We start from the raw sequence: 23,922 nt of genomic DNA, 5'->3' as shown, positions 1-23,922 counted from the left end.
ATCATGACGAGAATCATCAGCGAATTCATGGCATCGTCTCCCTGGTCATCACATGAATCGGCGGCTCAGCTCGGCCGGCCGCCGAAGCGGTGGGCGAACACGCCGGCCACGCTGAAGAACAGGGTGTGTTGGTCGCGCGCGAGGCCGGTCGCGTCGTCGGCGATCGCCCCGCCGCGGTAGAAGAAGCCGTGGCGGTTGGTCGAATGATCATAGCGGTACTCGACGCGGAGCAGCAGGTTGTTGAACACGCGAAAGTTGTTGGTGAACGCCGCGGAGACGAGCGTCTGCGGCACGCCGAACATGCGGCCGTCGCGGTCCCAGAAGAGCTCGGGGCGCAGCGCCATGTCCCAGGTCCGCGCCTCGCCGAGCACGCGCCAGCGGGTGAACACCGCGCCGTTCATCCACATCTGCCACGGCGACAGCGGAAGGTCGGTGCGCGGGTCGGCGCCGACGTCGAACACGCCGGAGACCCCGAACTTCTCGGTGTTGTAGGTGAATTGCGTGTCGGAGAACAGCCGCCAGGCCCGCGGGCGCATGTCGGCCTGCTCGGGGCCGATCCACACGTACTCGCCGAGGTTGAAGCGCTCGCTGGCGGTGAACGTGTAGCCGAGCATCACGCTCGGCGCCTTGTTGTTGTCGGCCAGCAATTGCCAGCCGTTGACGATCCACAGCTGGACCTGATGCCGGTCGCGGAGCGTCTGCGCCAGCTTCACGCCCGACAGGTAATACGGCACGCTGTTGAGCTGCCACGTGACCGTGTAATCCAATTGTAGGGACTCCAGTGAATGCCGACCCCGACCGGGCTCAATTGCAGGCCCGCGACCACCTCGGTGCCGTGGCGGGTCCGAAAGCCGACGTTGGCGCGCGAGACGTGCTTCCACACCTCCGGCCCGGCGAACTTGCCGTTCGCGCCGCCGGCCACCGGCTCGTAGGCCACCAGGGCGTCGGCGGCCGGTCCGCCCTGCGCGGCGAACTCGAACAGCGGCGAGAAGCGGCCCGGGACCGCGTCGCGGCGGACATAGGCGACCGCGTGGTTGAGCGTGAACTCGCCGGTGCGCGGCTGCACGCTGGTGCCGCGATACACGTGGTTGTCGGGGTTGTTGCTGTTGTAGGCGTAGTTGACGTCGATGAATCCTCCGACCTCCCACGGCCTCCAGCCGGCCGCGCCGCGCGGGTCCATCTTTTCACCGGCGGCGATCGCAGGGTTGTTGACCGCCGCCGCGTCCGTCCCTGGCAAGGCCTTCTGCACCCGCTCCTCGTCGACCGCGCGCGGACCTACGGGCACCTCCACCGGCGCGCTCGCGGCCCGACCGGCCGAGATCGCGGGGTTGTTGACCGCCGCCGCGTCCGTGCCCGGCAGCTCGCCCTGGACCCGATCGGCGTCGCCCGTCTCCGCAGGCTCCCACGGGGGCAGCGCGGCAGCGGACGAGGGGGCGGCGCGACAGGGACGGACGGCGGGCTCGCAGGCGCGACGGCGAGCGTCAGGGACAAACAGAACGTCGGGCTCATGGACCGACGTGAAGCCTATCGGCGCCGAGGTTAAGACGACGCTAATCGCGGTCGAGCCGCAGGCGGTACCCGACACCGGTCTCGGTGAGCAGCCAGCGCGGGCGCGCCGGCTCGGGCTCGAGCTTCTGCCGCAGCGCGACCATGTACACGCGGAGGTAACGCGTCTCGGAGGTGTGACCGGGGCCCCACACATCCTTGAGCAGCTGGCGATGCGTGACCACGCGGTCGGCGTGGCGCAGCAGGACCTCCAGCAACTTGTACTCGTGCGGCGTCAGGTGAATCTCCTGGCCCGCCCGCGTGACGAGCCGGCGCCCGAGGTCGACCGTGACGTCGCCGAGCTCGAACACCGCGTCGCGGCTCGGCGAGCGCTGGGCCACGTGGCGGAGCGCCACCCGGATCCGCGCCAGCAGCTCGTTCGCGCTGAACGGCTTGATCAAATAATCATCGGCGCCGGCGTCGAGCGCGGTGATCTTGTCGTCCTCCTGGCCGCGCGCCGACAGCACGATCACCGGCGCCAGCGACCACGTGCGCAGCGCGGTCACCACCGTGATCCCGTCGCGGTCGGGCAGGCCGAGGTCGAGCAGCACGAGGTCCGGGTTGTGCTCGCCGGCCCGCGCCACCGCCTCGGCGGCGGTCTCGGCCTCGATCACGCGGAACCCGCGATCGACGAGGATCGTCCGCAGCGAGCGTCGCACCGTCGGATCGTCCTCGACCAACAGGATCAGCGCCGAGGCCTCGGTCATGTCGTCGCTCCTTGCCTCACCGTCGCATCGGACGTGCGCGTGTCTTCTCCGAGCGGCAACGTGACGCGAAACACCGCCCCGCCCTGCGGCCGATTCTGGGCGACGCAGGTGCCTCCGTGGGCCACCGCGATCGCGCGACAGATCGCCAGGCCGAGCCCGAACCCGCCCTGCCGCGCCCCGCCGACCCGCACGAACTTGTCGAAGATCCGCTCCTCCTGGCCGGCCGGGATGCCCTCGCCGCGGTCGGCCACCTCGACCACCATGTTCGCGCCGAGGACCCGCGCCGACACGTCGATCGGGCTCCCGGGCGGGGTGTACTTGGCCGCGTTCTCGAGCAGGTTGAGCATCAGGTGCTCGAACAGCACCTCGTCGAGCAGCACCGGCGGCAGGTCGGACGCGAGCGACACGTGGACCACGTGGCCGGCGAGGTCGCGCTCGATCCGGGTCATCGCCGCGCCGATCGGGTCCTCGAGCGGCGTCCACTCGCGCCGCAACGCCACGCCCGGGGTCTCGAGCCGCGTCATGTGCAGGAGGTTGGTGACGAGGCGGCCGAGGCCGAGCGCCTCGTCGTAGATCGAGCCGGCGAACTCGCGCCGCTTGTCGTCGGCCATCGGACCCGGCTGCGCCAGCACGCTGGCCGCCGTGGCGATCGCGGTCAGCGGCGTGCGCAGGTCGTGGCTGACCGAGCTGAGCAGCGCCCCGCGCAGCTCTTCGGTGCGCGCGCGCAGCTCGGCCTGTTGCGCCTCCTGGGCCAGGAGCACGCGGTGCAGCGCGAGCGCGACCTGGCCGCTCATGGCCGCCAGCAGCTCCTGCTCGGCGATGGGCGTGAGGCGCGAGGCCTCGCCGGTGGTCACGCCGAGCACGCCGATCGTGCGTCCCACGGCCTGCAGCGGCACGTAGAGCGCCTTGGCGGCCGGCAGCGTGTCGGTGCCGGCGCCGGCCGGGCCGCGCTCGAGCGCCTGGCGAGCGGCGGCCTGCTCGACCGGGTCGTCGATCAATTCGACGTCGGTCCCCTGCACCGGCGTGAGCGCGTCGTCGGGCCCTGCGACCAGCACCACCACGCGCCCGCCGGCCAGCTCGGCGACGTGACGCGCCGCGCTGGTGCCGATGCTGTTCTTGTGGCGCAGCTGCGCCAGCTCGCGGCTCAGCGAGTAGAGGATCGCCGTCCGCTGCTCGCGGCCCCGCGCCGCCTCGGCCTGCATGCGCACGCGCTCGGTCAGCCCCGAGATCACGACGCCCACCACCAACATCACCGCGAACGTCAGCGTGTAGCGCACGTCGGCGACCGCGAAGGTGTAGTACGGCGGGATGAAGCAGAAGTCGAACGACGCCACGCTGAGCAGCGCGGCCAGCGTCGACGGCCCGTGGCCGAAGCGCGCCGCGGTCACCATGATCACCAGCAGGTAGAGCATGATGACGTCGGACACGTCGATGTAGGCGTAGAGCAGCGTGCCCAGGCCCGTCACGCCGCACACGCCGGCGACCGCCCACGCGTACGCGCGCGGCGGGGCCCGCCGCAGGCTCTCCGCCGCCCGCAGCCGCCCCCGTCGCGTCGTCGGGATCCCCTCGTCGCCCGAGATCACGTGCACGTCCATCTCGCCGCTGCCGCGCACCAGCGAGTCGAGCACCGATCCGCCCAGCAGCTCGCGCAGGCGCGACCGGCTCGGCTTGCCGACGACCAGGCGGGTGACGTTGCGGCCGCGGGCGTACTCGAGCACGCGCGCGGCGATCGGCTCGCCGCCGATCTGCACCACCTCCGCGCCGAGCGACTCGGCCAGACGGATCGTCTCGGTCAGCGCCCCGCCCTTGTCCTTGCGCAGCGCCATGCGCGGCGTCTCGACGTACAGCGCGATCCACTCGGCGCGCAGCCCCGCGGCCATCCGCGCGGCCGCCCGCACCAGCCGCGGGCCGTTCTCGCTCGGGCCGATGCACACGAGGATCCGCTCGGCCGTGGCCCAGGTGGCCTGAATGCCGTGGGCGCGGCGGTAGGCCTGGACGTCGCTGTCGACCCGCTGAGCCATCCGCCGCAGCGCCAGCTCGCGCAGCGCCAGCAGGTTGCCCTTGCGAAAGAAGGCCTCGGTCGCGTTCCGGGCCTGCTCGGGCAGGTACACCTTGCCCTCGCGCAGGCGCTCCAGCAGCTCGTCGGCCGGCAGGTCGCACAGCTCGACGTCGTCGGCGCGGTCGAACACCGCGTCCGGCACCGTCTCGCGCACCCGCACCCAGGTGATCTGCGCGACCACGTCGTTGAGGCTCTCGAGGTGCTGGACGTTGAGCGTGGTGTAGACGTCGACGCCGCGCGCGAGCAAGAGGTCGACGTCCTGCCAGCGCTTGCGGTGCTGCGAGCCGGGCACGTTGGTGTGCGCCAGCTCGTCCACCAGCAGCAGCCCCGGCGCGCGCCAGCGCGGCGTCGAGGTCGAACTCCGCCAGGCGCTTGCCGCGGTAGTCGATCGCCCGCAGCGGCAGCCGCGGCAGCCCCTCGAGCAGCGCCGCCGTCTCGCTGCGCCCGTGCGTCTCGACCACGCCGACGACCACGTCGACGCCCGCCGCGTGCTCGCGCCGGGCCGCCTCGAGCATCGCGTAGGTCTTGCCGACCCCGGGCGCGGCGCCGAAGAAGATCTTCAGCTGGCCCCGCCTGGCCCGCGCCTCCTCGGCGCGCGCGACCTCGAGGAGCGCCTCCGGATCGGGCCGCGCGTCGGCGTCGTCGCTGCGATTCATGGCGCCCCGGCGAGCGCGCGATTGAGGCGGAGGACGTTCACGCGCGGCTCGCCCAGGATACCGAACGTGCGCCCCTCCGTGTGCGCCTCGATCAGCGCCAGCACCTCGGCCTCTCCGCGCCCGCGGGCCCGCGCGACCCGCCGCGCCTGGTAGCGCGCCGCCGCCGGTGAAATGTGGGGGTCGAGGCCCGAGCCCGAGGCCAACACGAGGTCGGCCGGGACCGGCAAGGTCGCCTCCGGATCGGCCGCCCGCAGCGCGGCGATCCTGGCCTTCACCGCCGCGTGAAGGTCCTCGTTCAGCGGACCCGAGTTGCTCGCGCCCGACGACCTGGCGTCGTAGTTCACGGCCGACGGCCGGCCCCAGAAATCACCCGGCGCGGCGAAGCTCTGGCCGATCAGCTCCGAGCCGATCGGCCCCGCCTCCGCGGTCACCAGCGAGCCGTGCGCTGCGCGGGAGGACACAGAGGTCGCAATCGCGGTGACGATCCATGGATAGACCACGCCGGTCACGACGGTGAGCGACAACAGGAGTACGAGGGCGGGACGAATGGCTTGCGACATGGCCGAGCTCTCAGGCGACCGCGACGGCCGCCAGCGCGAGGTCGATCAGCTTGATCCCGACGAACGGCGCGACCAGGCCGCCGAGGCCGAAGATCAGGAGGTTGCGACGGAGCAGCGCCGCGGCCGGCAGCGGCCGCACCTTGACCCCGCGCAGCGCGATCGGCACCAGCAGGATGATGACGAGCGCGTTGAAGATCACCGCCGACAGCACCGCGCTCTGCGGCGAATGCAGGTGCATCAAGTCGAGCGCGCGCAGGTCGGGGTAGGTCACCGCGAACGCGGCCGGGATGATGGCGAAGTACTTGGCGACGTCGTTGGCGACGCTGAAGGTGGTCAGCGCCCCGCGGGTCATCAGCATTTGTTTGCCGATCTCGACGATGTCGAGCAGCTTGGTCGGATCGGAGTCGAGGTCGACCATGTTGCCGGCCTCCTTGGCCGCCTGCGTGCCGGTGTTCATCGCCACCGCGACGTCGGCCTGGGCCAGCGCCGGCGCGTCGTTGGTGCCGTCGCCGGTCATCGCCACCAGGTGGCCCGCGGCCTGCTTGCTGCGGATCAGCGCCAGCTTGGTCTCCGGCGTGGCCTCGGCCTGGAAGCTGTCGACCCCGGCCTCGGCCGCGATCGCCCCGGCGGTCTGCGGGTTGTCGCCGGTGATCATGATCGTCTCGATGCCGATCCGCCGGAACTCGGCGAAGCGCTCGCGGATCCCGCCCTTGACGATGTCCTTGAGGTGCACCACCCCGAGCGCGCGGCTGCCCTCGGAGACCACCAGCGGCGTGCCGCCGCTCCTGGCGATCGTCTGCACGAGGGCCTGGACATCGGGGCTCAGCCCGCCGCCCTTGGCCTTGAGGTGCTTGCCGATCGCGTCGGCGGCGCCCTTGCGGATCCTCGCCCGCCGAGGTCGACCCCGCTCATGCGCGTGTGCGCCGTGAAGGCGATGAAGCGCGCCTCGGTGTTGGCGAGCTCGCGCTGGCGCAGGCCGTACTTGTCCTTGGCGAGCACGACGATGCTGCGGCCCTCGGGCGTCTCGTCGGCCAGCGAGGCCAGCTGCGCGGCCTCGGCTAGCGCCTCGACCTCCACGCCCGGCGCCGGCAGCAGCTCGACCGCCTGACGGTTGCCGATCGTGATCGTCCCGGTCTTGTCGAGGAGCAGCACGTCGACGTCGCCGGCGGCCTCGACCGCGCGGCCCGAGGTAGCGATCACGTTGGCGCGGATCAGCCGGTCCATGCCGGCGATGCCGATCGCCGACAGCAGGCCGCCGATGGTCGTGGGGATGAGACACACGAGCAGCGCGACGAGCACGGTGATCGGGACCGGAGATCCCTGTCCTCGGGCCTCGAGCGCGAACAGCGAGAACGGGTACAGCGTCGCGCAGGCCAGCAGGAACACCAGCGACAGGCCGGCGAGCAAGATGTCGAGCGCGATCTCGTTGGGCGTCTTCTTGCGCTTGGCGCCCTCGACCATCGCGATCATGCGGTCGAGGAAGGTCTCGCCGGGGTTGCTGCGGATCTCGACGACGATCCAGTCCGACAGCACGCGCGTGCCGCCGGTGACCGCGCTGCGATCCCCGCCGCTCTCGCGGATCACCGGGGCCGACTCGCCCGTCACCGCGCTCTCGTCGACCGAGGCGATGCCCTCGACGACGTCCCCGTCGCCGGGGACCGTGTCGCCGGCGAGGATCAACACGAAGTCGCCGCGGCGCAGCGCGCTCGCCGGCACCTGTTCGGCGCGCGCGTCCTTGTGGCGCTCGGCCAGGCGGCGCGCCTGCACGTGCTGCCGGGCCTTGCGCAGGCTCTCGGCCTGAGCCTTGCCGCGGCCCTCGGCCAGCGCCTCGGCGAAGTTGGCGAACAGCACCGTGAACCACAGCCACGCGGCGACCCCGGCGATGAAGCCGAACGAGGCCTCACCCTCGCCGACCAGCGCCTGCACCGCGAGGATCGTGGTGAGGACGCTGCCGACCTCGACCACGAACATCACCGGGTTTCTGATCATGCGCCGGGGGTCGAGCTTGATGAACGCCTCGACGGCGGCGCGGCGGACGATCGGCCCGCGCGGGGGCTTGTGCTTGGCGGCGTGCATGGCGAGGAGACCTCAGGGGTGGGCGCCGGTCATCTGCAGGTGCTCGACGATCGGCCCGAGCGCCAGCGCGGGCACGAACGTCAGCGCGCCGACGAGGACGACGACCGCGGCGAGAAGGAACACGAACAGCGGGGTGTGCGTCGGCATCGTCCCCGGCCCCGGCGGGACGGTCTGCTTGCGGGCCAGGGCGCCGGCCAGCGCCAGCACCGGGACGATGATGCCGTAGCGACCGACGAGCATGCACAGCCCGAGGGCCAGGTTGTAAAAGAACGAGTTCGCGCCGAGGCCGGCGAACGCGCTGCCGTTGTTGTTGGCGGCCGACGAGAAGCCGTACAGCACCTCGCTGAAGCCGTGCGCGCCGGGGTTCGAGATGCCCGCGCGCCCGGACTCGCTGGCCACCGCGATCGCCGTGCCGACCAGCACGCCGGCGGACGGCAGCAGCACCACCAGCGCCGCCATCTTGACCTCGAACGCCTCGATCTTCTTGCCGAGGTACTCGGGCGTGCGGCCGACCATCAGACCGGCCAGGAAGACCGCGAGGATCGCGAACACCAGCATGCCGTAGAGCCCCGAGCCGACCCCGCCGAACACGACCTCGCCGATCTGCATGAGCCACATCGGCACCAGCCCGCCCAGCGGGTTGAACGAGTCGTGCATCGCGTTGACGGAGCCGTTCGAGGCCGCGGTGGTCGCGGTCGCCCACAGCGCGGACGCGGCGGCGCCGAAGCGCACCTCCTTGCCCTCGAGGTTGCCGGCCGAGGGGTCGACCCCGAGCTCGACGAGCTGCGGCGCGAGCTGTCCTTCGGACCAGACGCACAGGCCGAGCAGCGGCAGGAAGATCGCAAACATCGCCCCCAGCACCGCAAAGCCCTGCCTCCGATCGGCCACGAGCTTGCCGAAGCTCAAACACAGCGCCGCCGGGATCAGCAGGAGCGCCAGACACTCGAGGAAGTTCGTCAGCGGCGTCGGATTCTCGAGCGGATGCGCCGAGTTGACGTTGTAGAAGCCGCCGCCGTTGGTGCCGAGCTGCTTGATGGCGATCTGCGAGGCGCCCGGGCCGAGCGGGATGGTCTGCTGGGTGATCACCTGTCCCTCGGGACCGGTGGCCGCGCGCATCAGCTCGACCTCGGCCGCGGGCGCGAACGTCTGCACCACCCCCTCGGCGGCCAGCGCGACCGCGAGGACGAGCGCCAGCGGCAGCAGGACGTACAGTGTCGCGCGGACCAGGTCGGCCCAGAAGTTGCCGATCGTCTCGGCCCGCCGGCGCGAGAAGGCCCGCGCCAGCGCGGCCAGCACGGCGATGCCGGTGGCGGCCGACACGAAATTCTGCGTCGTCAGCCCGACCATCTGCGTGAAGTAGCTGAGCGTGGTCTCGCCGCCGTAGGCCTGCCAGTTGGTGTTCGAGGCGAAGCTGACCGCCGTGTTGAAGGCCAGGTCCGGCGCGACCGGGCCGAGCTCCTGCGGGTTCAGCGGCAGCAGGTGCTGCAGCCGCTGCAGGCCGTAGACGACCAGGACTCCGAACAGGTTGAACCACAGCACCGCGACCGTGTAGTCGCGCCAGTGCATCTCGGCGTCGGGGCTCACGCCGGCGGCGCGGTAGAGGAGTCGCTCGAGCGGGCCGAGCAGGCGCTGCAGGAGCGTCGCCTCGCCGCTCACGACCCGGGCGCAGTAGCTCCCGAGCGGGATCGCCAGGGCGACCAGGACCGCCACGTAGGCGCCACACAGCAGCAGAGCCTGCGCGGTCACGAGAACTTCTCCGGGGCGAGGAGAGCGACGAGGAGATAGACGCCGAGGCCGATCGACACGAGGCCGGCGAGCCAGTGCATGAGGGTCATGGGACGTGGATTCCTTGTCAGAGCCGGCCGACGAGGCGCATGAAGCCCCAGAAGGCCGCGAACGACGCGAGCACGACTGCGATGAAGAAGAGGTCGGTCATCGGGGCCTGCGTGGAGTGGACCGATCGAAGGCGAGCCGGAGCTGCGCCCGGCACGGCCCCCTGCGCTCGAGAAGCTGCATCCGGCCGAGTTAAGACGGGGTTAAGAATGCAGCGACGGCAGCACGCATTCGTCGAGTCGCGCTCCTACGAGTCCCTCTCGGCTCATCGACGAGCGAGCGACTTTTGGCGCCATCTTAACCTCGCCGGCCGCACCCTTCGGTTCGCCATGCTCATGACCACTCCGAGCGATTCGCAGTCGATGGAGCCTCCCAGTCTCGACGACCCGTACGATCCGCTGCCGCTGGCCGCCTCGTTGCTGCGCTGTCCGAGCGTCCCCCCGCCGATGGCGGCGCGCTCGCCGTCGCGTCGCGCGCCCTCACGGCGCGCGGGTTCTCCTGCAGACGCGTCGACTTCGCCGGTGCCGGCGGCGACACCGTGCCCGACCTCGTGGCGCGGCTCGGCAGCGGTTCGCCTCACGTCGCGTTCTTCGGACACGTCGACGTCGGCCCGCCCGGCGAGGGCTGGACGGTCGACCCCTTTGCGGGCGAGCTGCGCGGCGGCGTGCTGTACGGGCGCGGCGCCTGCGACATGAAGGGCGCGATCGCCTGCTTCATCGCCGCAGTGGCCCGCTTCTGCGAGGCCCGCCCGCACGGCTTTCCGGGCACGATCAGCGTGCTGCTCACGGGTGACGAGGAGCACGACGGCGTCGGCGGCGCCGCGCGGCTGCTCCCGCATCTGGCGGCGCTCGGCGGCGCTCGGACATCTGCGTCGTCGGCGAGCCCACGTCGCAGAGGGCGCCAGGTGACACGATCAAGATCGGTCGCTGCGGTCGAATGTGCGGGACGGTTCGGGTGCGCGGCGTGCAGGGCCACGGCGCCTACCCCGATCGAGCCGACAACCATCTCGCGCGCCTGATTCGCTTCCTGAGTCACCTGGGCGAGACGCCGCTCGACCATGGTTCGCTTCACTTCGCACCTTCGAGCGTCAGCATCACCTCGATCGATGGCAGCAACGCCGCGACTCACGTGACGCCAGGGCAGGCCCAGGCTTGCTTCGACGTCCGGTTCAACGACTGCCACACTCGTGCGTCGCTCGAGTCGCGGCTCCGTCGCCTCGCGGCCGCACAGCTCCACGAGACGCACGAGCTCGAGCTGCGCTGCGACGCCGAGCCGTTCCTCTGCGCCCCGGGCCGCTGGCACGAGGCGCTTGCGCATGCCGCATATGCGGTGGTCGGGCGCCGGCCGGAGTTCAGCACCAGCGGTGAGACTTCCGACGCTCGCTTCATCCACCCGTACTGCCCCGTGGTCGAGCTGGGTCTCGTCGGAACGCCGGTGCACCGCGCCGACGAGCACGTCTCCCTCGCCGACCTCGACTCGCTGACGGCGATTTACACCCTCATGCTCGCTGGGTTCGTGCGCGTCGCCGCTCACTGATCGACGGACGGTCCCCGTTTTACCTCTTTCTTAACCCGCGCCAGCCAAACATCCGGGGTCGCCGCATGAAGAGCGCGTCCCTGCCTCGTCCCGCACGTCGACTTCAAGCCGCGCGCATCCTCGGGGCGACGGTGCTGAGCGCGATCGGCGTGCGCATCGTCGTCGACGCTCACGAGGGCAGCTTCCTCGGCGCCCCGGACCGGCTCTTGACGCTCGGCGGCGTCTACTGCGTCCTCGCCGGCCTCGCCGCGCTCCTGGCAGTAGTAGCGATCCTCCGCGGACATCGCTGGGCGCTCCCCGCGGAGCGGTGGTCCTGTCGCTCAACATCGGCATGGGCATCCCGATGATCGCGGTCGACGTGCTGATCGCCGGCGTGCTCGTCGTGTGGAATCTGTTGCTGCTCGGGGACAGCCTGTTCGCGGTCAGCCAGCACCCTCGTCGCGCCCGCCGGTCCCGAGAACGCGAAGTCGGTGAGCTGTGGCAGCAGCGCTACGGCGCCGCCGCGCAGCACGCTCTGCTGGTCTCCTTGCTCGGCGGCCTCGCAGTGATCGGCTACCCGCTCCGCGACGCGCTCGTCCCCGGGGCGCTGGCGCTGGCGTTCGCGCTGGCCACGACCGCCATGACTGCGCCGTTCGTGGCCCAGCTGCTCCGCCATCGTCGGCGCTACGGCGTCGCGCTCGCGCTCCTGCTGCTTTTCTGGCTGCCCGGCGCGCTCACGAGCCTGACGGTCGCCCTGGTCCTTCTGTGGATCCTGCAAGCTAGCGTGCTGCTGGTGCTCCTCGCTGGAGGGCCCGTATTCGGGGACCTGCTGCGGAGCTTCTACGAGCGCCCGGCGCTGCTGATCCTCTCGACGTTCGGCCTGCTCGCCTTCGCCGGCGCGCTGGTGCTGACCTTCCCCGCGGCGTCAGTCACCGGGAGCTCGCTGGCGTTCATCGACACGCTCTTCACTGCGATGAGCGCCACGTGCGTCACGGGCCTCATCGTGCTCGACACGCCAGTCGCCTTCTCGAGCTTCGGCCACCTCGTGATCCTCGTGCTGATCCAGCTCGGCGGCCTCGGCATCATGGTCCTGTCGACCTTCGCCGCGGTGCTCCTCGGCGGACGGCTGGCCCTCCGCGGCGAGCAGGCGCTCGAGGAGGTCCTCGACCTCGCCAGCCCCGGCTCGGCCTACGAGCTGACGCGCTTCATCGTGCTGTCGACGCTGGCCATCGAGGCGCTGGGCGCCGCGGCGCTCGGACTCTCGTTCGCTTACGCCTACGGCATGGCGCCGCTCGACGCCCTGTGGCGCGGGACGTTCCACGCGATCTCGGCCTTCTGCAACGCCGGCTTCTCGCTCTGGAGCGACTCGCTGATCCAGTTCCGGAGCGACCCGTGGGTCCTGGCCGTCCACGCGGGGCTCATCTTCCTCGGAGGCCTCGGCTTCCCCGTCCTCGCCGCCTTGTGGTGGCGGGCCAGGGGCGACAAGCGGCGCCTCCCCTTGCAAGCGCGCCTCGTCCTGATGATGTCGCTCGGGCTGCTCGTCGCCGGGACGGCGCTGTACGCCATCTCGGAGTGGGACGCGTCGCTCGCCAGCCTCTCGGTCGAGGACAAGCTGGTGAACGCCACGTTTCAGAGCGTGACCCTGCGGACGGCCGGCTTCAACAGCGTCGACTACGTGCCTCTGGAGCGCTCGACGATCTTGATGATGATCGTCTTCATGTTCATCGGCGCCTCGCCAGGGAGCACGGGCGGCGGGATCAAGACGACCACCCTCGCGGTGGTACTCGCCGCGATCCCCGCGCTCGCGCGCAACCAGGCGCGCGCTGCTCCTGCGCCGCACGATCCCGCACGACGTCGTCTACCGCGCCGCGACCATCATGACGATCGCCACGCTCGTGGCGATCCTCGTCACCTTCGCGCTGCTCGCCAGCCACGACATGGCGTTCGAGAAGGCCGCCTTCGAGACAGTGAGCGCGCTGGCCACCGTGGGCCTGTCGATCGGCGGCACCGCCGAGCTCAACGCGCTCGGCAAATGGTTGATCATCGTCACCATGTTCATCGGCCGCGTCGGGCCGATCTCGCTGGCGCTGGCGCTCGGCACTCCCCGAAGCGTCCACGTGTCTTTCCCCGAGACGAAGCTGATGGTCGGCTGATCCGCGCTCGCCCGCTTTCGTCTCCGACTCTTTAGCACCGTCTTGACCTCGCCCGAGCTATCGAAGTAGAGGTGCGTCGGCGTCTCGGGATTCGCCAGACCTGACGCCCCGGGATCGATAGGGATGACGTCCAGCCGAGGCATATCTCCGCGCTCGTCCGTCTATGCCTCGAGAGGCGCCTCGGCTGCTCGTTGACGCGCTGCGGCGCTCCCTTTACCTCGGGCGGGCTCATCCAGACCGGAATTCCGACGCCCTGACGCATCGGGCCATGAAGCGTGGATGGGCGCCGGCGGCTCCTCCGGATCAGGGGCAGCTCGCGGGCGCGCTGACGTACAGCTGGCCGAGCTCCGTCAATTGGCCCGACTCGCCGAGCAGGTCGATCGACGGGGTCGCCTCCCAGCGCCCGGTGAACCACGAATAGCGAGCGACTGCCGGCTCGTCCTCGAGGTACTCGAGCGCCTCCTGCATGTATTGCTTCTGCACCGCGACCGACTTGTCCTCGGCGTCGAGGCACGAGAACTCCGTCAGCCAGATCGGCAGGTCGTAGCGCTTCATCTCGCCGATGTACCAGGTGAGGGCGTCGCGCGTGCAGGCGTACCAGTGGACCGCCAGGTGGTCGACGCGGCAGCCCTGGCACGCCGCGAAGAACTCGTCGAACCACTCGAACGGGTCGGTCTTGTTGCAGTCCCCGCCGCAGTAGTTGAGCGCCGGCGACACGATCTCGAGCCCGTGGGCGTCCGCCACCGCCTCGACCTGCGGCCACAACGCCGCCGCCTCCTGCGGCGTCAGGTTGGCCTGGGCGCCGAAGTTCGGCTCGTTGAACGCCAGCAGGTAGCGCGCCCCCTCCGGGATGGGCGGTTCCTGGTCGAGCGATCCGCCGCCCCACAACATCGGCACGAACTCGACGTCGAGCGACGCATAATCACCCGCGTCCTGGTCGGGCGGGACCGCCCAGTTGTACCACCACGACACCCCCGGCGCGAGCGCGGCCAGGTCGGCGTTCGAATGATAGCCGTAGGCGATCCCTCGCTTGCACGACGAGCGGTCGACCCCGCCCGAATCGGTCGAGTCGCCGGTGTCGGTGCCGGGCTGCTCGCCCGTGCTCGTCGGCGTCGCCGGCCCCGTCTCCGTCCCGTTCGCCGCGCTCGTCTCCGTCCCGCTCGCAGCGCCCGTCTCCGTGGCGCTCGCCGGGCTCGCGGTCGAAGGCCCGTCCGAGCCGCCGTCGCTGTCGCCGTCCCCGGGCGGCGCCGCAGCCGATCGCGAGCCCCAGTCCCCAAAGCCATGTCATGCGAATCGTCATCGTCTTGTTCTCCGTCAATGGGGCAGACGCAGCCCGAGCGCGTCCGCGATCGCGGCCTGCGAGAGCGACCCCGGCAGCCCCGGGAGCAGCGGCGCGAGCGCCGGCGGCACCTGCTCGGGGTGTACGATCGCCAGCTGGACCGTGCGCGACGCCGTGTCCATGAGGATGATGAAATAGCGGTAGCCCTCGATCGGCCGGCGGAACGCCGCCCCGGGCCCCTGATTCGGGGTGGCCACCGCGCCCGCGGCCGCCTCGACGTTCTCGCCCTTGTCGATCAGGTCGACCTCCGGCCCGAGCTGCGACACGTCGCACTGATCGCCGCACGGCCCCTCGCCGACGTAGCCGGCGTAGCCGAAGAAGTTGGTGCTGAACACGCCGAAGTTCTGGTACTGGTTGTTGTCGTTGACGACCTCCCACACGTTGAACTGGCCGCAGCCGTCGCCGAGGTACCATTCGTCGGGGTTCTTGGCGTAGCACTGGCAGCTGGAGAACGCCCCCGCGCGCACCAGCTCGCCGAGGCTCAGGCCGATCCACGGCGCGTCGTACCAGTTGCCGGTCATGTCCTCCGAGCACGGCTCGCCGACCTCCTCGGCGTTCGGCATGCGCGCCAGCAGCACGAACAGCTTCGAGCCGGCCCAGCCGTCGTACTGCGTATCGTCGGAGGCCGGGCAGAACGGCACGCTGCCCTCGCCGCAGGCGAACGGCGCCGCGGTCGAGACATTGACCAGACACTCGGTGCCGACGACCCCGTGGAACCCCTGCGATTCGGTCTCGTTGCCCTTGAACGCCAGCCCCTGCCCGTCGGCCGGCCAGCGCTCGTCCCAGCTCGACGCCAGCGTCCACTGGTCGCCGCCGCCCGGCTGATACGCCGCGAATTGCTTGAGCTGCAGCGGCCCGCGCAATGTGAGGATCAGGTCCTCGTCCCACGGCGTCAGCTGATCGCCCGCGACCTCGTGCTGCGCCAGACAGCACGTGTCGCTTGATACGCGTCGCACGGCCCCGTCGCCGGATCGCGGCGGCTCGGGTACCAGCCCGGCGCGCCGATCTGCTGGAACGTGATCGTCCCGCCGTGCGACGGCGCGTCGAGCTCGTCGGCGTCGAATTCGGCCGGCCCCAGCCCATCGCCGCCGCCGGTCGGGTCCGTGCCGACATCGGGCCCCGGCCCCCCGGTCGGCTCCTGGCCGGTGGGGTCCGCTCCACCCGTCGGATCGACGCTCCCCGTGGTGGGGTGCTCGCCACCCGTCGACGGCCCTGCGCCGGTCGGGCCCTCACCCGTGGCGCCGGTGGCCGGCGAGCCCGTGGGCCCCGCGGTGCTGCCATCGGTCGGCTGGTCCGCGCCGCCGGGCGTACACGCCAGCAGCCACGCGAGCGCGACCGAGGCGTGAATCGAGCTTGTCCGCCGCATCCTCGACCTCCCCAATGCGCCCACTCTACCGCGACCCCGGGCGGCGAATCCACCGCGATCGTCGCGCGCGCGAATGCATCCACCGCGCACACCCTGCAAAACGCAAACGACGCGGCGCGTCCCCGCTTGCCGAAGGCCGTGCACCGCTGCCCGGGCATGGGCCGCCGCCCGACAGGGGTTCCACGACCCGCGCCCGCGCACGAGCCTCGGCGCGCCGCCGTTCAATCACTGCAGAGAAAGCGAGACAACCGATGTCTCACCAATGTCACGAGTCGCGCCGCGCTCACGGCTCGCTGGCCGCCAGCAGCCCCTCGGGCGTCGCCGGCAGCCGCACCGCCCCGAGCGGCGCGCCGACCACGATCACGTCCTGACTGTCGGCGGTGAACGCCAGGGTCAGCGGCGCGTCGCTCTGCAGCCGCGCCACCGTCCCCGCGAACGCGCCGTCGCGCGCGTCCCACAGGCCGATGGCGCCGCTGCGATCGGCCGCGGCGATCCGCGACCCGTCGGGTGAGAACACGGCCGACAGCATCACCCAGCTGCGGCGGCCCTCCAGCCGCCCCAGCGGCGACATGTCCTCGGCGCGCCACAATCGCCCCGAGTGGCCCTCGTCCAGCGTCAAGATCGTGCTGTCGTCCGGCGAGTAGACGGCCGACAGGATCATCGTCGAGCTCCCCTTCAGCTCGGCGAGCGTCTCGCCGGTGCGGGCGTCCCACGCCTTGGCGTCGCCGCGCCAGCCGTGCGCGAACACCTGCGAGCCGTCGTTGCTGAACGCGACCTGCAAAATCGGGCTCTTCATGCCCTCGAACTGCACGCGGCGCTCCGGCGACCACGGGTCCACCAGCTCGAGCTGGCGCGTGATCCCGGGCAGCACGATCTGTCCGGCCGGCGTGCCGCGCACCCTCCCGTAGGGCAGCGGCGGCGCGTTCAGCGAATGCACCCCGCGGCAGTCGAGGCTCGACCACACGTGGACGGCGCTGTCGTCGTCGACCGTCACCAGGCCGTCGGTGTGGGCGACGAAGATCGGCCGCTGCTCGAGCTTGACGCGGGTCGGCAGCACGCACCGGCGCGCCCCGGTGTCGGCGTCCCACAGCTCGGCCGTGCCGTCGGCCGTCGCAGTGAACAGCACGCCGCGGTCCGACAGCTCGACCTGCTTGCGCGCCTCGCCGGCGCCCGGCAAGCGCGCCAGCTCGGCCCCGTCGGCGAGGCGATGCACCCTCACGGCCCCGGGCTCGGCCATCACCAGGCGGTCGCTGCCGACGTCGATGTCCATCGCCGTCGGCGAGCCGGGCACGTGCCACCGCGCCGGCACGCTCACCGGCACCTCCCACACCATCGTCGGCCCCGCCCCCGTACCGACGAGCAAGCGGCGCCCGTCCGGCGAGAACTGCACCGACATCCCCGAGTCGCGGTCGGTCCGCAACGTCGCGCGCAGCGCTCCGCTCGCGACCTCCCACACCCGCACTGTCCCGTCGCCGGCGCCGACCGCCAGCCACCGCTCGTCGGGCGACAGCTCGGCGCCGCCGAATTGATGGAGCTGGGTGTCGACACGACGGATGAGGCGCCCGTCCTCCGGGTCCCAGGCGAACCACGTGCCGTTGGCGATCACCGAGATCAGCGTCCGCCCGTCGCGCGTGAACATCAGCTCCTGCGGCGTGTGCTCGGGCCCGGCCGCGCGCTTCACCAGCCGCGGCGAATCGCCGCTGGTGTCCCACATATAAATATCATGATCGTTGCCCGCGACCGCCACGCGCTGGCCGTCGCCGCTGATCGCCACCGTCGAGTACATGCGGGCCGACGTCGGCAGGTCGCCGATCGGCCGGCCGTCGGGCAGCGACCACAACCACGCGTAGCCGTTGTCGCCGGTGACGACCCGAGAGTTGTCGCGCGAGAAGGCCGCGGCGTAGCCCTTGCGCGGCAGCCTCGCCACCAGCGCGCCGCTGATCGCGTCGCGCACGAAGGTCCCGGCGTCATCGGTCGTCGCCACCCGCGTGCGATCGGGCGACATGGCGATGAGCAAGTCCTCGTCCCCCAGCTTCGCAGTCACGGCGCCGGTGCGGGCGTCGCGGCGCACCAGCCCCGCGGGGCCGGCGGTCACGAGCGCGCCGTCGGCCGCGACGCCGAAGCCCGTCACGCCCTCGATGTCGGCCAGCATGCGCCCGCTCGCGGCCTCCCACAGCCGCAGGCGCTTGCCCGCGACGACATCGGCGATCACCTGGTCGTCGCCGACCCAGCGGGCGTGGCTCACGTATTCGCCGTCGGCCGCGCCCACCGTCGTGATCGCCCGCGGCGCCGTCATCGCCGCCGCCAGCGCCCGACTGGCCGCCGCGACCGGCCCGCCGGTGCGCAGCGCCTCGCCGAGAGCGGCCCGCGCGATGGTCCGCGCCTCGTCGGTGCGATCGGTCTCTTCGGACATGTCCTGCGCGCGCAGGATCGACGCCTGCAGCCGCTGCGCGTCGACCACGGCCTGGCGTTCGAACGCGCTGCGCGCCGCCTTCTCGGCCTGCGCCGCCGCCTCGCGCTCGGCCTGCTCGGTCTGCGCCCGCGCCTCCGCCCGCGTGCGCGCCTGCTCGTAGCCCAGCCACCCGAGCGCCACGCCGCCCGCCAGCACCAGCCGCAGGCCGGCGAACGCCACCGGGTGCGTGCGGGTCCACAGGCGCGTCCGCTCGCGCAGCGAGTACGAGTGCGCCGCCACCATCTGGCCGGCCTGGAAGCGCCGCAGCTCCTCGGCGAACGCCGCCGCGTCGGGGTAGCGATCGTCCGGTGCGCGGGCCATCGCCCGCTGGGCGATCGTCGCCAGCTCGGCCGGAATCGCCGGATCGACGCGGCGCAGCTCGTCGACCTCTCCGGCCAGCACCTGCGCCGCCAGCCCGGCCCCGGTCACGGCCGCGAACGGCGGCTGCCCGGCCAGCACGTGATAGAGGATCGCCCCCAGCGCGTACACGTCCGAGCGCACGTCGACGACCTCGCCGGCCGCCTGCTCCGGCGGCATGTAGCGCAGCGTCCCGAGCACCGTGCCCGCCTGCGTCATGTCCGAAGCGCCATGGTCTTCGGGACCTGCCCCTTCGGCCATCTCCGTGTCGACCGCCGTCAGGTCCTTGGCCAGGCCCCAGTCGATCACCACCGTCTCGCCGAAGCGCCCGACCAGCACGTTGGCCGGCTTGAGGTCGCGGTGCAGCACCTTCTGGTCGTGCGCGTAGGCGATCGCGTCGGCGACCGCGATCACGTGCTCGACCAGCCGCAGCCGCTGCGGCAGCGTGGTGGCCTGGCGGATCTTCGCGTCCAGGCTCTCGCCGTCGACCAGCTTCATGCAGTAGAACGGCTCGCCGGTGGCGCGCCAGCCGAGGTCGTACAGCGGCACGACGCCGGGGTGCTGCAGCCGGGCGGTGATCGCCGCCTCGAGCGCGAACCGCCGCTGCGCGTCGGGGCTGGCGCGCAGCAGCTCCTTGACCGCGATCACCCGGCCGAGCCGGCGGTCCTCCGCGCGGCGGATGACCCCGATCCCGCCGGATGCCAGGGCCTCGCGGAACACGTAGCGCTGCGTGTCCGCGACCTCCGGCAGGGTTGCGATCGCGACCGCGGGCGGCGCGGCCTCCTCGGACAGGGTCACCGACGATTCGCCCAGCGAGGACACGCGGGCGAGCAGCCGGTCCTGGGCGCGGCGGACGATCTCGGTGGGCGGGGCAAGGTGGGGCACGGGCATGACGAACTCCTCGCCGGTGGTGTGTCCGCAGCCAGTATTTCTGATCCCCGCCGCGCGGGGCCCTCGTCGATTGTTCGAACCGGCCTCACCGCTCGGGCTCGCGCACCCGGCCGAGGTGGGCCTGCAGCTTGCCGTAGATGCTCTGCATGCAGCTGTCGAGCCCGTGGACGCTGGCGTCGCGCAGGGCCGGGTCGGCGACCAGGCGCTCCACCGCCTCGCGCAGGCGCGTGCGGGCGCGTTGCAGCCGGCGCGCCACCGTCGGCTGCGGCGCCTCGAACAGGTCCGCCAGCTCGGCCTGCGTCAGCCCCTCCCAGTCCTTGAGCTCGACCAGGATCTGGTCGTCGAGCGGCAGCGACCGCAGCGCCTGGACGACGATGTACTCGAGCTCGCGGTCGGCGAACAGCGCCGTCACCGAGCCCTCGGTCGCCGGGTCGATCGCGCTGTCCTCGGCCGGCTCGAAGCGCTTGCCGTGCCGCTGGCGCCGGCGGATGTGCGCCACCAGCACGAACCGGGCGACCCCGTAGACATAGGCGCGGAACGGGCTGTCGCCGCGGAACGCGTCGCGGCGGCGCACCACCACCTCGAACGTCTCCTGCGCCAGGTCCTCGCACGCCGCCGGCTCGGCCTTGTTGTAGAAGAAGCGATAGATCGCCGCGTAATAGCGGGTGATGAGCTGCCGCCCCGCCTCGGCGTCGCCGCCGCGCCATGCCTCGAGGAGCGCCTGTTCTTCCACCTGTGCAGTCTAGCGCGAGTTTCTCCGGTACCAAGCGCCGACTCCGGCGCCCACCGATCTTTTTCTCGCTCACGGCAATGCCATCGGCCGAGGCGTTCGCCGGGTCGGCACCGAGGATGCGCGTCGCCGCGTCGACGCCGGCGTGGCCGGGGCTCGTGCCGGTCGCTGCGCGCTCGAGGACCGCGGCCCTCGCCGGATGTCCGAGGCGCTGCCGCCACGCGACGCGCCCGAGCCGTGGTACGTTCGGCGCGCCGGAAGCGTCGACCTGCTACCATGATTCGAGGCGTGTGATGACCGCGGAGACCACAACGGAGAGCGTCGATTGGCTCGTGCGGGCCCTGGGCCACCCCGCGGACGATCCGGCGCTCGCGGAGATCGCGTTGGACGCCGCCCGCACGCTCATGCGCGTCCCGCCCGAAGAGCTCGTGCCCCACGTCGCGCCCATGATCACGGCGCTGGCGAATCGGTTCAGCGTCACCGGCGGTGACGCGGCGCTCGACCGCGCCGCCGAGGTGCTCGCGCGGATCGAGCCGGGCGCGCTCACGGCGGCGCTCGCGGGCATGCTCGCCGCCTGCGACGAGACCGCCCGCCTGTCGTGGCTCCGCGAGCTCGACGGCCTCGCGCTCGCGTGCCCCGCCCTCTTGCCCGTGCTCGCCTCGCTCTCGCCGCGCCCGCCCGCCCGCGACGCCGCGTTCGAGGCCGAGGTCGGGCGCTTCGGGCCCTACGTCGACGCGTTCCTGGCCGCGCTCGCCGAGAAGTCCGCGATCGGCTCGCTCGGGGCGTACAAGGCAGTGGTGCGCGCGCGACTGCGGAGCCCGAGGGTGCTCGACCGGTATCTTGCGCTCGACTGGGCTGCGCCTCGCTCCTCACCGCGGAGGAGAAGAACGCGATCATCGTCGCCGGCGCGCACAGGCCCGCGCCGAACGTCGATCTCGTGGACTTCTGCGTCTGGGTGAACAAGCGCGTCGTCGAGGTGGTGGAGGACCCGGCGACCGAGATCGATCGCACGGAGCTGCGCGAGCGCGATCCGGCCTACTGGGAGGAGATCGAGCTCGGGGAGACGGTCGGCCTGCTCGACAGCGACCGCACGCACGCGCTTCAGACCGCCGCGCTGCGGGCGTTCGGCCTGTGAGGCCGGCGGCGCACCTCAATCCGCCATCACCGGACTTCGGCCGCTCCGCTCCCTCCGGCCCTCCCCACATTCCATTCATGACAGTGCGCGCCGTCTCGCACGCGGCGCCGTCCTGCTCATCTTGCGAATCACCCCTCGACTCGATTCACCGCCCCCATTCACGGCACCTCAGCGCCTCGCCGCCGTGCAGCGACGAATCGCGGCTGCCAGCGCGTCGGCCACCGTGGCGAACGTCTCGGCGCGGGGGGCCGTGCCCTGATTCACCAGCGCGTCGGCCACGGCCGGGCGCACCCCGCTGACGAAGCATTGCACCCCGAGCAGCTGTACCGCCTGGAAGATCGCGTGCAGCCGCTCCGCCGCCGTCACCTCGATCGTCTCGAGCCCCGTCATGTCGAGGATCGCCACCCGCGCCCGCGTCTCGACGATCGTCTCCAGCAGCTTCTCGCTCACGTGCACGATCTGCTGCTCCTCCAGCGTCCCTGCCAGCGGCACCGCCAGCACGTCGCGCCAGATCCGCAGCACCGGCGCCGACAGCCGGAGGATCTGCGCCCGCTGGCGCTCGATCTCGTCGACGCGCTGCTGCAGCTCCGCGTTGCTCTGCTCGAGCGCCGCCGCGCGGGCAGCAGCCACGCTGCCGAGGTGTTCGCGCTCGCGGGCCACCAGGCTCTCCAGCACCGGCCCCGCCGTGTGCAGGAAGCTCCTGGCCAGCGCCACTTGCCGCGGCGAGAAGGCGGCCGCGCGCGGTGGACCCCCAGCAGGATCGCCGCTCCACGGCTCGTGCGCAGCGGCAGCATCAGCGCCGCGCGGACCCCCGGCACCGCCGCCAGCGGCTTCAGATCGGGCACGCGCGCCACGTCGAACACGGCGGCCACCTCGCCGCCCTCGACCCGCTGCACGAACCCGCCGGCGGGCAGCCGCACCGCCTTCAGCGCCTCGTGCGTCGCGGTCGCCGGGCGGTACTTCCCGCCCGTCTCGGGCACCAGCACCGCGCCCGCCTCGTAGCCGAACACCGGCGCCAGCGCGGCCAGCAGCGCCTCCTCGGCGTCTGCCAGCGAGCGCGCCGTCGCGGCCGTGCCGACCCCCGACAGCAGCCCCTCTGCCTCGCGTCGGCGCTCGCGCTCGCGGTGCAGCGCCTGCTCGAGGTGGGCCACGGTCTCGCGCAGCAATTCGTCGTCGCGCGCCACGTGGATGCCTATGCGCGCACCAGCGCGGTGACCGAGATCATCAGATTGCCGTGGCGATTCTCGCCGCCGACGAAGCAGCCCTGCTCGCCGAACGTGAAGCAGCCGACGAACGGCGCCCCGCCGAGGGCCGCGCGCAGGCCGGCCGCGATCGCGTCCAGCTGCGAGCGCAGGGCCAGCATGCAGCCGGCGCAGAACACCACCAGCGCCCCCGCGACCGCCTCCTGCGGCACCCCGGCGAACGCCAGCGCGTCCGCGGCCACCCGCTCCGCGCGGCTCGCCAGCGCCTCGTGCGTCCCGTGCATCAGCACCACCTCGTCGCCGACCTCGAAGCTGGCGAACAGCTCGATCGCCCCGTCGGGCCGGACCACCGCCGGGTGGGCCAGGCGATAGGACGCCAGCTCGCCGATGCCGCCGACCCGCCGCCCCAGCGGCTGCAGCGTCGATTCGGCCAGCACGTTGCCCCCGCCGCGCGCCGCCGCGATCGCCCCGCCGGTCCACGCATTGTAGACCTCCGCCGCCGGCGCCCCGTCGATCTCGAGGATCGCGCGCTCGTCCGCCCGCGTCACCTTGCCGCTGCGCGTCGTCGGCGTGTAGCCGCTCTGGAACGCCGAGGCCACCCGACCCGAGGGGTACAGCACGCTCACCACCACCGCCTGCGAGTGCGTCCCCTCGCGCGTCCATTGATACCAGCGGCCCGCGATCGCGTCGTCGGCCGCGCTGCCGCCGACGATCGGCACGTCGGGCCCCAGGACCGCCTCGATCCCGGCCAGGCACGCCTCTTCGTGGCCCGGGGCCGCGGTGATCCACACCAGCATCGGCACCTCGCCCGGGCGGCCGGCGTCGTCGATCGCCGCCATTACCGCCTGCTCGGCCGCTGCGCGCGGGTCGGCGCCGAGGTCCGCGGCTCCGACCCCGAACGCCCCCTCCGGGTCGCGGACTGCCAGCAGCGCCAGCCCGCCCGCGTGCACCCCCGCCTCCGTCAGCACCGCCATGCACGAGCTGCTGCCGTGGGCCGCCGGCGCCCCGAGCTCGACCAGCGCCCGGCGCACCGCCTCGCCCGCGTGGGCCTCCGTCGATTGCACGAACAGCCAGTCGGGCGGCCCGCCGAGCGCCTCGACCGCCGCCGCGTACGCCGCCCTGGCCGCTTGCGAAGTGTCCCGTTCGTCACTGTGAGCACTCGCTGTCCGCATGCAGCGAAGGTACTACAGAAGGCCGCTGCGCGGGCCTCCGCAGACATTCGCAGGCCGCGACATGTCCGTGGAATCACGCCTCGCACGAGCCGCGTCGACCTCGGCCTACATCGGCATCGCCGAACTCGGCTTCGTCCGGAGGTGCCCTCATTCATCACACCGATGCGGCGGTCG

Annotated in this window: 20 protein-coding genes and 3 pseudogenes; 7 read left to right on the top strand and 16 right to left on the bottom strand. The window is 72.1% G+C overall.

What is annotated here, in order from left to right; all coding sequences use genetic code 11:
• Positions 1–65 precede the first annotated feature (65 nt).
• The 10 genes and pseudogenes from OV079_RS03470 to OV079_RS03425 form a co-directional block, all read right to left on the bottom strand.
• Entirely contained in the window at positions 66–767 is a 702-nt protein-coding gene (locus OV079_RS03470) for an outer membrane beta-barrel protein (RefSeq protein ID WP_267766206.1), read from the bottom strand.
• The gene (locus OV079_RS03465; RefSeq protein ID WP_267766205.1) at positions 710–1,291 is read right to left on the bottom strand and encodes an outer membrane beta-barrel protein; all 582 of its coding nucleotides are present in this window, start codon (positions 1,289–1,291) and stop codon (positions 710–712) included. The genes OV079_RS03470 and OV079_RS03465 overlap by 58 nt, the downstream gene beginning before the upstream one ends.
• A gap of 259 nt (positions 1,292–1,550) precedes the next feature.
• Complete coding sequence (locus OV079_RS03460) at positions 1,551–2,252, bottom strand: response regulator (RefSeq protein ID WP_267766204.1); 702 nt, start codon at positions 2,250–2,252, stop codon at positions 1,551–1,553.
• Positions 2,249–3,454 (bottom strand): ATP-binding protein, encoded by a 1,206-nt coding sequence (locus OV079_RS55530; RefSeq protein WP_338089050.1) that lies wholly within the window; start codon positions 3,452–3,454, stop codon positions 2,249–2,251. The genes OV079_RS03460 and OV079_RS55530 overlap by 4 nt, the downstream gene beginning before the upstream one ends.
• Before the next feature lie 36 nt (positions 3,455–3,490).
• Positions 3,491–4,826 (bottom strand): annotated as a pseudogene (locus OV079_RS03450) (DUF4118 domain-containing protein); the annotation flags it as partial.
• Between the two features lie 137 nt (positions 4,827–4,963).
• Entirely contained in the window at positions 4,964–5,527 is a 564-nt protein-coding gene (gene kdpC / locus OV079_RS03445) for a potassium-transporting ATPase subunit KdpC (protein WP_267766203.1), read from the bottom strand.
• A gap of 10 nt (positions 5,528–5,537) precedes the next feature.
• Positions 5,538–7,603 (bottom strand): annotated as a pseudogene (gene kdpB, locus OV079_RS57185) (potassium-transporting ATPase subunit KdpB).
• A gap of 12 nt (positions 7,604–7,615) precedes the next feature.
• A complete protein-coding gene (gene kdpA, locus OV079_RS03435; protein WP_267766202.1) occupies positions 7,616–9,349 on the bottom strand; it encodes a potassium-transporting ATPase subunit KdpA in 1,734 nt (577 codons plus the stop codon).
• On the bottom strand, positions 9,346–9,438 hold the full coding sequence (gene kdpF, locus OV079_RS03430; RefSeq protein ID WP_267766200.1) for a K(+)-transporting ATPase subunit F: 93 nt from the start codon (positions 9,436–9,438) through the stop codon (positions 9,346–9,348). The genes kdpA and kdpF overlap by 4 nt, the downstream gene beginning before the upstream one ends.
• A 17-nt stretch (positions 9,439–9,455) precedes the next feature.
• Positions 9,456–9,593 carry a hypothetical protein gene (locus tag OV079_RS03425; protein WP_267766198.1) on the bottom strand — a complete coding sequence of 46 codons (138 nt, stop codon included), beginning with the start codon at positions 9,591–9,593 and terminating at the stop codon, positions 9,456–9,458.
• A 381-nt stretch (positions 9,594–9,974) separates the two neighbouring features.
• Here OV079_RS03425 and OV079_RS57180 point away from each other — a divergent pair, with 381 nt between their 5' ends.
• From OV079_RS57180 to OV079_RS03405, 4 genes are all read left to right on the top strand, one after another.
• Positions 9,975–10,454 carry a M20/M25/M40 family metallo-hydrolase gene (locus OV079_RS57180; protein WP_420829390.1) on the top strand — a complete coding sequence of 160 codons (480 nt, stop codon included), beginning with the start codon at positions 9,975–9,977 and terminating at the stop codon, positions 10,452–10,454.
• Positions 10,349–10,972, top strand: coding sequence for a M20/M25/M40 family metallo-hydrolase (locus OV079_RS03415; RefSeq protein WP_420829496.1), 624 nt, complete (start codon positions 10,349–10,351; stop codon positions 10,970–10,972). The genes OV079_RS57180 and OV079_RS03415 overlap by 106 nt, the downstream gene beginning before the upstream one ends.
• Before the next feature lie 65 nt (positions 10,973–11,037).
• Positions 11,038–11,319 (top strand): hypothetical protein, encoded by a 282-nt coding sequence (locus OV079_RS03410; RefSeq protein WP_267766196.1) that lies wholly within the window; start codon positions 11,038–11,040, stop codon positions 11,317–11,319.
• Positions 11,280–13,139: a TrkH family potassium uptake protein gene (locus OV079_RS03405; RefSeq protein WP_267766194.1), complete on the top strand. Its 1,860-nt coding sequence runs from the start codon at positions 11,280–11,282 to the stop codon at positions 13,137–13,139. Before OV079_RS03410 ends, OV079_RS03405 begins: the two co-directional genes overlap by 40 nt.
• A 268-nt stretch (positions 13,140–13,407) precedes the next feature.
• Here the strand turns inward: OV079_RS03405 and OV079_RS03400 are convergent, their stop codons facing one another.
• The 4 genes and pseudogenes from OV079_RS03400 to OV079_RS03385 form a co-directional block, all read right to left on the bottom strand.
• Positions 13,408–14,127 carry a glycoside hydrolase family protein gene (locus tag OV079_RS03400; RefSeq protein ID WP_267778446.1) on the bottom strand — a complete coding sequence of 240 codons (720 nt, stop codon included), beginning with the start codon at positions 14,125–14,127 and terminating at the stop codon, positions 13,408–13,410.
• A 291-nt stretch (positions 14,128–14,418) separates the two neighbouring features.
• Positions 14,419–15,809: pseudogene (locus tag OV079_RS03395) on the bottom strand (DUF2403 domain-containing lipoprotein).
• Between the two features lie 283 nt (positions 15,810–16,092).
• Positions 16,093–19,509 (bottom strand): WD40 repeat domain-containing serine/threonine protein kinase, encoded by a 3,417-nt coding sequence (locus OV079_RS03390; RefSeq protein ID WP_267766193.1) that lies wholly within the window; start codon positions 19,507–19,509, stop codon positions 16,093–16,095.
• Positions 19,510–19,594: 85 nt separating this feature from the next.
• The gene (locus OV079_RS03385; RefSeq protein ID WP_267766191.1) at positions 19,595–20,242 is read right to left on the bottom strand and encodes an RNA polymerase sigma factor; all 648 of its coding nucleotides are present in this window, start codon (positions 20,240–20,242) and stop codon (positions 19,595–19,597) included.
• 290 nt (positions 20,243–20,532) lie between these two features.
• Between OV079_RS03385 and OV079_RS03380 the strand changes: the two genes are divergently transcribed.
• The gene (locus OV079_RS03380; RefSeq protein WP_267766190.1) at positions 20,533–21,198 is read left to right on the top strand and encodes a hypothetical protein; all 666 of its coding nucleotides are present in this window, start codon (positions 20,533–20,535) and stop codon (positions 21,196–21,198) included.
• On the top strand, positions 21,195–21,374 hold the full coding sequence (locus OV079_RS03375; RefSeq protein ID WP_267766189.1) for a hypothetical protein: 180 nt from the start codon (positions 21,195–21,197) through the stop codon (positions 21,372–21,374). The genes OV079_RS03380 and OV079_RS03375 overlap by 4 nt, the downstream gene beginning before the upstream one ends.
• 168 nt (positions 21,375–21,542) lie before the next feature.
• On the opposite strand, the gene OV079_RS03370 is transcribed toward OV079_RS03375, so the two are convergent.
• The gene (locus tag OV079_RS03370) at positions 21,543–22,088 is read right to left on the bottom strand and encodes an STAS domain-containing protein (protein ID WP_267766188.1); all 546 of its coding nucleotides are present in this window, start codon (positions 22,086–22,088) and stop codon (positions 21,543–21,545) included.
• A gap of 63 nt (positions 22,089–22,151) precedes the next feature.
• Between OV079_RS03370 and OV079_RS03365 the strand changes: the two genes are divergently transcribed.
• The gene (locus OV079_RS03365; RefSeq protein WP_267766186.1) at positions 22,152–22,376 is read left to right on the top strand and encodes a hypothetical protein; all 225 of its coding nucleotides are present in this window, start codon (positions 22,152–22,154) and stop codon (positions 22,374–22,376) included.
• Positions 22,377–22,566: 190 nt separating this feature from the next.
• Here OV079_RS03365 and OV079_RS03360 read toward each other — a convergent pair whose 3' ends face one another.
• Positions 22,567–23,748, bottom strand: coding sequence for an FIST signal transduction protein (locus OV079_RS03360; protein ID WP_267766185.1), 1,182 nt, complete (start codon positions 23,746–23,748; stop codon positions 22,567–22,569).
• Positions 23,749–23,922 lie beyond the last annotated feature (174 nt).

Source organism: Nannocystis pusilla, from assembly GCF_026626665.1.
GTDB classification, from domain to species: Bacteria; Myxococcota_A; Polyangia; order Nannocystales; family Nannocystaceae; genus Nannocystis; species Nannocystis pusilla.
This window is presented reverse-complemented; position numbering and strand designations above follow the sequence as displayed.